The sequence below is a fragment of the Streptomyces angustmyceticus genome (assembly GCF_019933235.1).
In the GTDB taxonomy this organism is placed as follows: Bacteria; Actinomycetota; Actinomycetes; order Streptomycetales; family Streptomycetaceae; genus Streptomyces; species Streptomyces angustmyceticus.
On record NZ_CP082945.1, the window covers coordinates 5,979,144 to 5,991,266 of the forward strand.

Consider the following 12,123-nt stretch of genomic DNA (forward strand, 5'->3'; position numbering starts at 1 on the left):
TTTCTGCCGGTCCGGACGGTTTCCCTCCACCGGGTCCGGGCGGACGGTTTCCGCCGGGTTCCTGCCGGGTTCCGATGGTGCGTGCATTCCTGCTCCGGAGAGTCACCGTGCCCTGCGGGAGTTAATCCGGCCTTTTTGTTTCTCATCCCTTTCTTGCGCTGCTTTTCCGGCTTTTCCCGGGCCTGTTTCTTACCGCCTCTTCCTGCCTCTCTTTCGTAGCTTCCGCGCGGTTTCCTCCCGGCCTTTCCACGGCGGCGTTCCCGGTGTGCCGATACGTCCGCCCGGCAGCGCGCGGGCGGGAGCTGATCGCTTCTGGTCCGGTTCCGGTTTTCCGGTGGGCAGGCGCCGGATTCCGGCCGTGGGAAGCGGGGGTCTCCGTGTGGTGGCCGCCCGGTCTCCCGGGCGGCCACCACACGTTTTCCCGCCACATGCCTCGTGACTATGCGCGCTGACGGCCCGGCCGGAGGGAAGCCGCCGCGCGCCGTGCCGCGGCCACCGGGCGGCTGGTGCGGCACCGGACCAGCCACGCAGTCCAGCGGGCGGACCAGGCCCAGCGCAGGCGGGCGGCGGAGCGCGGTGCGAGCTGGGCGCGCAGCCGCACCGCACGGCTCGCCCCGTCGCGCAACCCGGCACGGACGTGGTGCACGTCCGCGGCGAGCCCGGAGACCGGCTGTGGTTGCGGTGCGTACAGGACCTGTTCCACCGCCGCCGCGACGCGCTGCACAGCCGCTGCGGACTCCGGCGGCAGCTGCCCGAGGCGGATGATCCGCGCGGCCGCCTTGCGCGGGGTCAGCGAGTCGTCCGGCGGGATGTCGAAGTCCCAGGCGGTGTCCAGCAGCTCCCGCCAGGCGGCGAGGGTGCCCGCCGCGCCGTCCCCGTCCGGGCCGTCGCCCGCCAGCCGTCGGGAGCGCAGACGCCGGCGCCACAGCAGCGGGACCGTGGGCAGCAGCAGAACGAGCGCGCCGGCCAATGCGAGGCCGAGGGGCGCCCAGGAGGACGAGCCGCTCTCCGGCGGGTGGGTGCCGGTCTCCGTGGGCAACGAGATGCAGCCCGGGGTGGAGCCGGACCGCTGCCCGTCGGGGCCGCAGGACGGGTCCGCGGAAGGGTGCTCCGAGGGGGCCGTGGGCCGGGAGGGCGCGGGGGCCGGGGTGTCGGGGCCGGTCGTGCCCCGGCTGTCGGGGTACGCGTAGTCGGGGATGCTGCCGCGGCTCGGGGTCGGCTCGAAGCGGGTCCAGCCGATGCCCTGGAAGTACAGCTCGGGCCAGGCGTGGGCGTCCTTGAGACCGACCGAGGTCGTGCCGTCGGGCTGCTTGGTGCCCGGGGTGAAGCCGACCGCGACCCGGGCCGGGATGCCCAGCGTCCGGGCCATCGCCGCCATCGAGAAGGAGAAGTGGACGCAGAAGCCTTCCTTCTGCCGCAGGAACCGCGCGATGGCCCCGGAACCGCTGCCCGCCCGGACGTCCGTGTTGTAGCTGAAGCCGCCGTTGACCGCGAACCAGTCCTGGAGTTTGACGGCCTTGGCGTAGGTGGTCGGTGCGCCGCGGGTGACCCGGCGGGCGGTGTCGCGGACGACGGCGGGCAGTGAGGCCGGGACCTTGGTGTACTCGCGGAGCAGGCCCGCGGGCGGCGCCGGCGCGGCGGCCAGCTGCCCGGGGGTGGGGCGTACTTGGAGGCTCTCGACCTGGTACTGCAGGCCGTGGGTGTTCTGCCCGCGGTCCCCGACGAGCGTGCGGCCCTTGGGCTCGAAGCGCCAGCGCCCGGAGATGTCCACCTTGGACGCCGGGTAGGGCAGCGGCAGCCAGTTCTGGGCGTACCACCCGGCGGTCGAGATCGAGGTGTTGATCCGGGTGAGGTCGACGGTGGAGCCGAGGCCGGGCGGCCGGGGGAGCCGCTCGGGGACGTCCGTGACGGTGCGTTCGGACGGCTTCCACGTCGTGCCGTCGAACTGGTCGAGGGCGACGATCCGCAGGTACAGATCGCGGGTGTCGGAGGCGGTCGTGCGGTAGTTGAGGACTTCCCTGTCCTCGGGCTGGTTGAGGCTGTCCTGCAGCGACACCAGCGGGTTCACCGCGGAGATGGTGCCGCCGCCGCTGCCGGGCCCCGCGCCGTTGCCGGAGCCGACCAGCAACCCGCCGTCGAGGGTGGGCAGCAGGGCGGGCACCACCACGGCGAGCCCGAGCGCCAGCGCGCCGATCCTGCGGCCCGTACGCACCGGGGCACCGGCGGGGCCGCCCGCGCCGGCGGCGAACCCCCGTCCGCCGCCCGGCCGGTCCGCGCCGTTGCCCGGCCCGCCGAACACCCGGCCCCACTGGGAGAGCCGGTCGCGGCCCTCGGCCAGCAGGAGCAGCAGATAGCCGGCCGCCGCGATCAGGAACAGCAGCCAGCCGGCGCCGCCCCGGGACAGTCCGGCCGCCACCGAGTACAGCGCGAGCAGCGGCAGCCCGGCGGGCGCCGCGGTGCGGTAGGTGACCGCCAGCGCGTCCACGGCCAGCCCTATCACCAGCACGCCGGAGACCAGCAGCAGCCGGATGCCGGGGGTGACGGGGGCGGGGATGGCGTACCGGCCGACGTCGCGGACACCGTCCTCCAGCAGCCGGCCGAACTCGGTGAGGGCGTCCGGGCCCGGCAGCAGCCCGAGGACCGCTTCGTCCCGGACGAACAGCAGGGTCATCAGGGGGACGCCGGCCAGGGCCTGTACGGCGATGGTCAGCGGTCCGGCGAGCGGGACCCGGCGGGCGGCCGCGCCCACGCCGCTCATGAGGGCCAGCAGGATCGCCGCCTCGAACATCCAGGTGACCGGGTCCACCAGGGGTAGCAGCGCGCAGGCCGCGCACAGGGTGGCCACCGTCGCGCACAGCGCCAGCCGCGCCCGGCCGCTCATGCCCGCGCCCCGCTTCCCCCGGCCGCCGGGCGCCGCCTGCCGGCCCGGCCGCGGAGCGCGACCGGCCCGCCGCCTGCTCGCCGCCGCCCGTCCGTCGTCGTCCCTGTGATGTCCCTGCCCCCGTTCATGTCCGGCCCCCGCTCACCGTCTTCGGTGCCTCCGTGCCCGTGCCCGTGTCCGCCGGCGGCAGCGGCCCGCCGCCGTCCGCAGCGGCGCGCCACAGGTCGGCGAGCGCGTCGCCGGGGACCACCGGCAGCGCCGTCCAGCCGGCCCTGCGCAGCAGCCGCAGCCGTTCGGCGACCGGGACCTGGCCGGCGGCGAACCTGATGCCGCCGGGGCCCCGCGTCCAGGCATCGCCGTCCAGCACGAAGGCCACGGCCGCGCCGCAGCGCTGCCGCATCCGTCCGGCGACCGCCGCCTGTTCCTCGTCCAGATCGCCGAAGAAGGCGATCAGCAGTCCTTCGTTGCCGCCGCGCACGGCGTCGTACGCCGCCGAGAGGCCCTCTTCCTCGGAGTGGTCCACGACGGCGAGGGTGTCCAGCAGCAGGCCCACGGCGTCGGCGGATTCGGTGCCGCCCGCGATGCCGCCGGCGCCGTCGGGGCCCGGTACGGAGGTCCCGGTGTCGGTCAGCAGCCGCACCGAGAAGCCGCGCTCCAGCAGGTGCACGGCGGCCGAGGCGGCGCCCGTCACCGCCCACTCGAAGGCCGAGTCGGGGCCCGCTCCCGGGTGGGCGGTCCCGCGGGTGTCGAGCAGGACCGTGCAGCGCGCCTTCTGCGGCTGCTCCTCCCGGCGGACCATCAACTCGCCGAAGCGCGCGGTGGACCGCCAGTGGACCCGGCGCAGGTCGTCGCCGTGCCGGTAGTCGCGCGGGATGAGGTCGTCCTCGCCGGCCAGCGCAAGGGAGCGCTGCCGGCCGTCGCCGTACCCGGCCGCCTCGCCCGCCAGCCGCACCGGCGGCAGCGGTTCGACGCGCGGCACGACGGTGAGGGTGTCGACGGAGCTGAACGAACGGGTCAGCTCGCACATCCCGAAGGGGTCCGAGAGCCGCAGCTGCAGCGGGCCCAGCGGATAGCGTCCGCGCAGGTCGGAGCGGACGCGGTAGGACACCTCGCGGCGGCCGCCCGCCTCGACCCGGTCCAGGACGAAGCGCGGCCGGGGACCGAGGACGTACGGCACCCGGTCCTGGAGCATCAGCACGCCCGTCGGCAGCCGGGAGATGTTCTCCATCCGCAGCCGGACGCGGGACTCGGCCGCGGCGGGCACCCGGGCGGGGGCGAGCGCGCGGCTGCCCGCGACCCGGTAGCGGGTGCGGTGCAGCACCAGGACGCACACCAGCGGGAGGGCGGCGAGCAGCAGCCCGACCCGCAGCAGATCCGCCTGGCCCAGGAGGTAGGAGCAGGCAACGGCGGCCACCCCGGCCGCCAGGAACGACCTGCCCCGTGTCGTCAGCCCCCCGAGGGCCGCCCGTACCCCGCCCCGTTCCGCCGTGCCCTCGTCGCCCCCCTCGGACATCACAACCCCCGTACCCCGGGCGGCTGCTGGCCGGGCACTCGCCAGGCCGGCGCGGACGGGTCGGGGACCGGGACGCGCTGCACGATCTCCCGCACGATCTGGTCGGCCGTCCGGCGGTTCAACTGGGCCTGGGCGGTGGGCAGCAGCCGGTGCGCGAGGACCGGCGCCGCCAGCGCCTGGACGTCGTCCGGGAGGGCGTACTCCCGTCCCTGGAGCGCGGCGGACGCCTTGGCCGCGCGCAGCAGGTGCAGGGTCCCGCGCGGCGAGGCGCCGAGCCGCAGCTCGGGATGGGTGCGGGTGGCCGCGACCAGGTCGACGGTGTATCTGCGCACGGTCTCTGCGACATGGACCGAGCGCACCGCGTCGATCAGCTTCAGGATGTCGTGGGCGTGCGCGACGGGCTGGAGGTCGTCGAGCGGCGAGGCGCCGCCGTGCACGTCCAGCATCTGCAGCTCGGCCGCCGGACTGGGGTAGCCGATCGACACCCGCGCCATGAAGCGGTCGCGCTGCGCCTCGGGGAGGGGGTAGGTGCCCTCCATCTCGACCGGGTTCTGGGTGGCGACCACCATGAAGGGGCTGGGCAGCTCGTAGGTCTGCCCGTCCATGGTGACCTGGCGCTCCTCCATGGACTCCAGGAGCGCCGACTGGGTCTTGGGCGAGGCGCGGTTGATCTCGTCGCCGATCACGATCTGGGAGAAGATCGCGCCGGGCTTGAACTCGAAGTCCCGCCGCTGCTGGTCGAAGATGCTGACGCCGGTGATGTCGGAGGGCAGCAGGTCGGGCGTGAACTGGATGCGCCGCACCGAGCAGTCGATGGAGCGGGCGAGGGCCTTGGCCAGCATGGTCTTGCCGACGCCGGGCACGTCCTCGATCAGCAGGTGCCCCTCGGCCAGCAGCACGGTCAGCGCGAGCCGTACGACCTCCGGCTTGCCCTCGATCACGGCCTCCACCGAGCGGTGCACACGCTCCGCGGTGGCGGTCAGATCCCCCCGTGCGCCCGGCTCGTCCCCCACACTCGGCTCCGCGCGGGCGGGGGGAGCCCCGTACGCGGGGGTTCCCCCAAGGCTCGCTCGTTCGTCATACGCCGTCACTCGGCCCTCCTCGGCCCCGAACCACGGGCCGATACCCCCTTTGCGGACCGGCCCACCCCGAACGTGGCGTCCCGCCCGGCCGTTGCCGGGACGACGTCACCCCCGCATTCTTGCCGCCCGCGCGGCCTCACGTCATGACCTGTGGATAACTCACAAGGATAAGTCCCGGCCTTCACGACGAAACCGACTTTCCGGGCCGACCCGCACGTCAGGCGGGGCGGCCCGGACGCCTCAGCCCTGCGGGTCGATCTCCCGCAGCAGTCCGGTGGTGACGTCGAAGACGAAGCCGCGGACATCGTCGGTGTGCAGGAGGAAGGGGGAGGTGCGCACCCGCTGCATGGACTGCCGTACGTCCTCGTCGAGGTCCTTGAACGCCTCGACCGCCCAGGTCGGACGCTGCCCGACCTCGGCCGCCAGGTCGTGGCGGAAGTCCTCGGTGAGGCCGAGCAGGCCGCAGCCGGTGTGGTGGATGAGCACGACCGAGCGGGTGCCCAGGGCGCGCTGGCTGATGGTCAGCGACCGGATGATGTCGTCGGTGACCACGCCACCGGCGTTGCGGATGGTGTGGCAGTCGCCGAGCTCCAGGCCGAGCGCCCTGTGCAGGTCGATCCGGGCGTCCATGCAGGCCACGACGGCGACCTTCTGGACGGGCCGGGCGTCCATCCCGGGGTCGGTGAAGGCATCGGCGTAGCGCCGGTTGGCCTCGACGAGACGGTCGGTGACGCTGCCGCCCGCGGGGGCGGCAGCGCTGTCGGCGGACGGGGGCAGCGGCTGCGATGCAGGTATGGGCATGGATTCAAGGTAATCGCCGCCCGCCCTTCCGGCCGCACGGAAGGGCGGGCATAGGGGGCAACATCACCCCTTGTGAGGTACTCCACAGGGCCGTTCGTGGCGCCGCCGTCCGGGTGACGGGCCCGTGGGGAGGGCGGCGCGAAAGCCGTCGCGGGACGCGCGGAACCGGTTGATTGACCGGGGCGGGCGGTGGACTAAAGTGGCGCGAAGTGGGAGGCGTGACGCTCTCCTTGGATACCGGAATCCTCGCGTGCGCGCATCGTACGTACGGCTCGGCCTCCTCCCGCTCCCAGGGTCTTCCGACGTCACTTCCCCGTCGCCGGAGGGCCACTTCCCCTTCAGAGCGGGCGGGGACCAAGCGGTACGTGCGGCATCCCCCAGCCAGCGGCCGGGGCCCCACCTGCCGCCCAGCCCATCGGAAGGCACATGAGCCAGCGTAGCGAGCGAATCAGGAAGCGGTGCGCGCCCGCCGCCCGCAGGCGGGCCGAGCGCAGCGGGGCCGTCGCATGACCAACAGCACTCGCCACGTCCCCGTCATGCTCCAGAGGTGTCTGGACATGCTCGCCCCCGCTCTCGCGGAGCCCGGCGCGGTCGTCGTCGACTGCACGCTCGGCCTCGGCGGGCACAGCGAGGCACTGCTGGCCACCTTCCCGGCGGCCCGGCTGATCGCCCTCGACCGCGACCCCTCGGCCCTGAAGCTCGCGGGGGAGCGGCTCGCCCCGTACGGGGACCGCGCCACCCTGGTGCACGCCGTCTACGACGAGCTCCCCGAGGTCCTCGACCGTCTCGGCACCCCGCGTGTGCAGGGCGTCCTGTTCGACCTCGGGGTGTCCTCCATGCAGCTCGACGAGGCCGACCGCGGCTTCGCGTACGCGCAGGACGCCCCGCTGGACATGCGGATGGACCAGACGACCGGCATCAGCGCCGCGGAGGTCCTCAACACCTACGCGCCCGGTGAGCTGGTCCGGATCCTGCGGGCCTACGGGGAGGAGAAACAGGCCAAGCGGATCGTCGAGGCCGTCGTCCGCGAGCGCGCGAAGGAGCCGTTCACCAACAGCGGGCGGCTGGTCGAGCTGATCCGTGACGCGCTGCCGCAGGCCGCCAAGCGCACCGGCGGCAACCCCGCCAAGCGCACGTTCCAGGCGCTGCGCATCGAGGTCAACGGCGAGCTGGCGAGTGTCGAGCGGGCGATCCCGGCCGCCGTGCGGGCGCTCGCAGTGGGCGGCCGGATCGCCGTGCTCTCCTACCAGTCGCTGGAGGACCGGCTGGTCAAGCAGGTCTTCGCGGCCGGCGCCGCCAACACGGCGCCCGCCGGGCTCCCGGTCGTCCCCGAGCGCTACCAGCCCCGGCTCAAGCTGCTCACCCGCGGCGCCGAACTCCCCACGGAGGAGGAGGTCGCCGAGAACCGCCGCGCGGCCCCCGCCCGGCTGCGCGGCGCGGAGCGCATCCGCGAGAACGTCGAGGACACCGCATGAAAGCCCAGGGGAGGCCGCGCGGCAGACAAAAACGCCTGACCGCGCTGCTCCCCTCCGGCGGCGGATCCGCCGGCACCGCGGCGCGCACGCCCTTCGTGGTCCTCATCGTCGTCCTGCTCGGCTCCGGGCTGATCACCCTGCTGCTGCTCAACTCCGCTCTTAACCAGGGGTCGTTCGAGCTCAGCAAGCTGGAGAAGAAGACCGACGAGCTGACCGACGAGCAGCAGGCGCTGCAGCAGGAGGTGGACGCGTACTCCGCCCCGGGCGCGCTGGAGCGGCGGGCCCGCCGGCTGGGCATGGTGCCCGGCGGCAGCCCCGCGTTCCTGCTCCCGGACGGCACCGTCCGCGGCCGGACGGGCGCGGCCACGTCGCAGGGCGCGCCGCTGAGCACCTCCGCCGAGCCGTCGGCGCCGGGCGCGAGGGGCCACCGGCCCCCGTCCGCCCCGCCCCTCCCGCCGGTCCGGGACCTCGCCGGCGCACCGGCCCCGGACGGCGCCGCACCGGCGGCCCAGGCCGGCCCCTCCCCGACGACCTCCGGCAGGTGATGGCGGCATGACCGAGCCCAGGGATCCCCGCCGGGTGCCGCGCCCGGCCCAGCGCGGCGGCCAGGCCGGCGGCCGCGCCGGACGCCCGCAGGCCCGGCGCCCCGCACCCCGTCCCGGCCCCCGGCCGCCCGCCCGCCGCCCCGCCCGTCCCCGCTCCGGGCCGCAGGCGCTGCGCCTGGGCAGCCCGCGCCCCCGGCTGCGGCTGGTCTCCCTCGCGCTGACGCTGGTGATGCTGGTCTTCGTCGTCCGCCTCTTCCAGGTGCAGGCCGTGGACGCCGGGGCGTTCGCCGCCAAGGCCAACGAGAACCGCTATGTGCCGGTCAAGCTGGCCGCCGAGCGCGGCGCGATCACCGACCGCAACGGCGTGGACCTCGCCACCACCGTCGACGCGTACGACATCACCGCCGACCCGAGCCTGCTGGCGCCCGCCAAGACCAAGATCGACGACGCCCCGCAGCGGGCCGCCGCGCTGCTCGCCCCGATCCTCGGCGAGGACAAGGCCACCCTCGCCGCCAAGCTCGACCAGCCCAAGGCGCGCTACGTCCTGCTCGCCCGGCAGCGCACCCCGCAGGTCTGGAAGCGGATCAAGGACCTGCGCGCCGGCCTCGACGCCAAGGCGGCGGCCGCCCCCAAGAGCGCGCCCCGCCCCGACGTCCTCGTCGGGATCTTCGCCGACAAGCACAGCAAGCGCCTCTACCCGAACAAGGACCTCGCCTCCGGCGTCCTCGGCTTCGTCAACGGCGCCGGCAAGGGCGGCGGCGGCCTGGAGGCGCTGCTGGACAAGCAGCTGGAGGGCAAGGACGGCAAGCTCGTCTACGCCCAGTCCGGCGGCCGGCGGGTGCCCACCGCCGACACCCAGGAACACCCCGCCGTGCCCGGCAGCGACGTCGAGCTGACCCTCGACCGCGACATCCAGTGGGCGGCCCAGCAGGCCATCACCGAGCAGGTCGCCAGGTCGAACGCCGACCGCGGCTACGTCGTCGTCCAGGACACCCGTACCGGAGAGATCCTGGCGCTCGCCAACGCGCCCGGCTTTGACCCCAACGAGGTGTCGAAGGCCGATCCGGAGGCGCTGGGCAACGCCGCGCTGTCCGACGCCTTCGAGCCGGGGTCCACCAGCAAGCTGATGTCGATGGCCGCCGTCCTGGAGGAGGGTGTCGCCACGGCGGGCACCCGCGTCACCGTGCCCAACCGGCTGCACCGCGGCGACCGGCTGTTCGCCGACGACGTCGACCACGCCACCTGGCACCTCACGCTCAACGGCGTGCTCGCCAAGTCCAGCAACATCGGCACGATCCTCGCCGCCGGCCAGCTCGGCAGGACCCAGCCCCGGGCCAACCAGGTCCTCTACTCGTACCTGCGGAAGTTCGGCATCGGGAAGCCGACCGGGCTCGGCTTCCCCGGGGAGACCGACGGCATCCTGGCCAAGCCGCAGGACTGGAACACCTCGCAGCAGTTCACCATCCCGTTCGGCCAGGGGCTGTCCCTCAACGCCGTACAGGCCGCCTCCGTCTACTCCACGATCGCCAACGGCGGCGAGCGCATCGCCCCCACGCTGGTCCGCGGCAGCACCGGACCCGGCGGCCACTACACACCGGCGCCCGAGCCCGAGCGGAACCGCGTGGTCGGCCCGAAGACCGCGCGCACCCTGGCCACCATGCTGGAGTCGGTGGTCGACGACGAGGAGGGCACCGGGGCGAAGGCGAAGATCGACGGCTACCGCGTCGGGGGCAAAACCGGGACGTCCAACCGGGTGGACCCCAAAACCGGCCGCTACCACGGCTACACCGCGTCCTTCGCCGGCTTCGCACCCGCCGACAAGCCCCGCATCACGGTCTACTGCGCCGTGCAGAACCCCACCTCGGGCAGCTACTTCGGCGGCCAGGTCTGTGGCCCGATCTACCAGCAGGTCATGGCCTTCGCGCTGAAAACCCTCCAGGTCCCGCCGACCGGCGCGGGGCCCCCGCGGCTGCCGGTCACCTTCACGCCAGGCCAATGAAATCGAGGCAATCCCGCCGTGACGACCATCACTCCCGACGGCACCCCCGACGGCACCCCCGTCCCGGGGAACTGCTCCTCCCCACGGCCCTCACTTCGCCCCGGGCCGGTGGTGCCCGGTACGCTCACCGCCGTGTCACACGCTGATCAGTCCCCGAAAGCCCAGCACGCCGAGAAGGGTGGGCCCGGCACCTACCCGGGAGCGCCACGCCCTGAAACGGTCCGCCCCACCCCCCTGGCGGACCTCGCCGAGCAGCTGGGATGCCCCGCCCCGGATCCCGGCCACCCCGGTGCAGGCACCGGCTCCACCGGAGCGGCTGACGCCGCGCAGCCAGTGATGGTCACCGGCATCACCCATGACTCCCGGGCGGTCCGCCCCGGCGACGTCTACGCCGCGCTGCCCGGCGCCCGTCTGCACGGCGCCGACTTCGTCGCCCAGGCCGCCGACCTCGGCGCCGCGGCGATCCTGACCGACCCGACGGGCGCCGAGCGCGCCGCGGCCACCGGCCTGCCGGCCCTCGTCGTCGAGAACCCGCGCGCCCGGATGGGCGCCCTGGCCGTCTCGATCTACGGGGCGCCGGGCGAGGACCTCCTCCAGATCGGCATCACCGGCACCTCCGGCAAGACCACCACCGCCTACCTCATCGAGGGCGGGCTGCGGGCGGCCGCCGCGAAGCGCACCGACGGGGGACTCACCGGGCTGATCGGCACCGTCGAGACCCGTATCGGCGACGAGCGCATCAAGTCCGAGCGCACCACCCCCGAGGCCACCGACCTGCAGGCGCTGTTCGCGGTGATGCGCGAGCGCGGCGTGCGCGCCGTCGCCATGGAGGTCTCCAGCCACGCCCTGGTCCTCGGCCGGGTCGACGGCTGCGTCTTCGACGTCGCGATCTTCAACAACCTCAGCCCGGAGCACATGGAGTTCCACTCCGGGATGGAGGACTACTTCCAGGCCAAGGCCCAGCTGTTCACCAAGGCCCGCAGCCGGGCCGGCGTCGTCAACCTCGACGACGAGTACGGCAAGCGGCTGGCCGAGGGCGAGTCCGAGGTCCCGGTCACCACCTTCTCCGCCGAGGGCCACCCGGACGCCGACTGGCGGGCCTCGGACGTCGAGGTCGGCGCGCTCGGCTCGACCTTCACCGTGCACGGCCCGGACGGCCTGACCCTGCGCGCCGCCTCGCCGATCGCCGGCCCGTTCAACGTCGCCAACGCGCTCGCCGCGATCGTCTCGCTGGTCGTCGCCGGCATCGACGCGCGGACCGCGGCCGACGGCGTCGCCGCGGTGCCCGGGGTCCCCGGCCGCCTGGAGCGCATCGACGCCGGCCAGCCGTACCTGGCGGTCGTCGACTACGCCCACAAGACCGACGCCGTCGAATCGGTTCTGCGCGCGCTGCGCAAGGTCACCGACGGCAAGCTGCACGCCGTCCTCGGCTGTGGCGGCGACCGCGACCCGCACAAGCGCGGCCCGATGGGTGCCGCGGTCGCCCGGCTCGCCGACACCGCCATCCTGACCTCCGACAACCCGCGCGGCGAGGACCCGCTCGCGATCCTCGCCACCATGCTGGCGGGCGCCGCCGAGGTCCCCGTGCACGAGCGCGGCACGGTGCTGGTCGAGGAGGAGCGGGCCACCGCCATCGCCGCCGCCGTCGCCCGCGCCGAGCCCGGCGACACCGTGATCGTCGCGGGCAAGGGCCATGAGCAGGGCCAGGACATCGCCGGAGTGGTACGCCCCTTCGACGACCGCCAGGTGCTGCGCGGCGCCATCGAGGACTCGTTGAAGCCGTCGCCGTCGCAGCAGTCACCGCAGCCGAACCACCAGGGATGACAC

The 12,123-nt window shown here is 74.3% G+C and carries 8 protein-coding genes; 4 read left to right on the forward strand and 4 right to left on the reverse strand.

Annotation, left to right across the window (positions count from 1 at the left end; genetic code table 11):
• Nucleotides 1–439: 439 nt before the first annotated feature.
• From K7396_RS26710 to K7396_RS26725, 4 genes are all read right to left on the reverse strand, one after another.
• A complete protein-coding gene (locus K7396_RS26710; protein WP_152105239.1) occupies nt 440–2,881 on the reverse strand; it encodes a transglutaminase family protein in 2,442 nt (813 codons plus the stop codon).
• A 124-nt stretch (nt 2,882–3,005) separates the two neighbouring features.
• A complete protein-coding gene (locus tag K7396_RS26715; RefSeq protein WP_152105240.1) occupies nt 3,006–4,394 on the reverse strand; it encodes a DUF58 domain-containing protein in 1,389 nt (462 codons plus the stop codon).
• Nucleotides 4,394–5,407 (reverse strand): AAA family ATPase, encoded by a 1,014-nt coding sequence (locus K7396_RS26720; protein WP_152105241.1) that lies wholly within the window; start codon nt 5,405–5,407, stop codon nt 4,394–4,396. Before K7396_RS26720 ends, K7396_RS26715 begins: the two co-directional genes overlap by 1 nt.
• A 309-nt stretch (nt 5,408–5,716) precedes the next feature.
• Nucleotides 5,717–6,277: a beta-class carbonic anhydrase gene (locus K7396_RS26725; protein ID WP_086721769.1), complete on the reverse strand. Its 561-nt coding sequence runs from the start codon at nt 6,275–6,277 to the stop codon at nt 5,717–5,719.
• Between the two features lie 506 nt (nt 6,278–6,783).
• Here K7396_RS26725 and rsmH point away from each other — a divergent pair.
• Genes rsmH through K7396_RS26745 form a run of 4 tightly spaced genes read left to right on the forward strand, consistent with a single transcriptional unit; the run spans nt 6,784 to nt 12,120 of the window.
• The gene (gene rsmH, locus K7396_RS26730) at nt 6,784–7,752 is read left to right on the forward strand and encodes a 16S rRNA (cytosine(1402)-N(4))-methyltransferase RsmH (protein WP_152105242.1); all 969 of its coding nucleotides are present in this window, start codon (nt 6,784–6,786) and stop codon (nt 7,750–7,752) included.
• Nucleotides 7,749–8,297, forward strand: a complete 549-nt coding sequence (locus K7396_RS26735) for a septum formation initiator family protein (protein ID WP_152105243.1) — start codon at nt 7,749–7,751, stop codon at nt 8,295–8,297. The genes rsmH and K7396_RS26735 overlap by 4 nt, the downstream gene beginning before the upstream one ends.
• Nucleotides 8,298–8,304: 7 nt before the next feature.
• A complete protein-coding gene (locus K7396_RS26740; protein ID WP_152105244.1) occupies nt 8,305–10,296 on the forward strand; it encodes a peptidoglycan D,D-transpeptidase FtsI family protein in 1,992 nt (663 codons plus the stop codon).
• Nucleotides 10,297–10,314: 18 nt separating this feature from the next.
• Complete coding sequence (locus tag K7396_RS26745; RefSeq protein WP_373866979.1) at nt 10,315–12,120, forward strand: UDP-N-acetylmuramoyl-L-alanyl-D-glutamate--2,6-diaminopimelate ligase; 1,806 nt, start codon at nt 10,315–10,317, stop codon at nt 12,118–12,120.
• Nucleotides 12,121–12,123 lie beyond the last annotated feature (3 nt).

What these genes read in the sequence shown, in the direction of transcription:
- K7396_RS26710 (WP_152105239.1), bottom strand. Translation starts at nt 2,881, where the DNA reads ATGAGCGGCCGGGCGCGGCTGGCGCTGTGCGCGACGGTGGCCACCCTG.
- K7396_RS26715 (WP_152105240.1), bottom strand. Translation starts at nt 4,394, where the DNA reads ATGTCCGAGGGGGGCGACGAGGGCACGGCGGAACGGGGCGGGGTACGG.
- K7396_RS26725 (WP_086721769.1), bottom strand. Translation starts at nt 6,277, where the DNA reads ATGCCCATACCTGCATCGCAGCCGCTGCCCCCGTCCGCCGACAGCGCT.
- rsmH (WP_152105242.1), top strand. Translation starts at nt 6,784, where the DNA reads ATGACCAACAGCACTCGCCACGTCCCCGTCATGCTCCAGAGGTGTCTG.
- K7396_RS26735 (WP_152105243.1), top strand. Translation starts at nt 7,749, where the DNA reads ATGAAAGCCCAGGGGAGGCCGCGCGGCAGACAAAAACGCCTGACCGCG.
- K7396_RS26740 (WP_152105244.1), top strand. Translation starts at nt 8,305, where the DNA reads ATGACCGAGCCCAGGGATCCCCGCCGGGTGCCGCGCCCGGCCCAGCGC.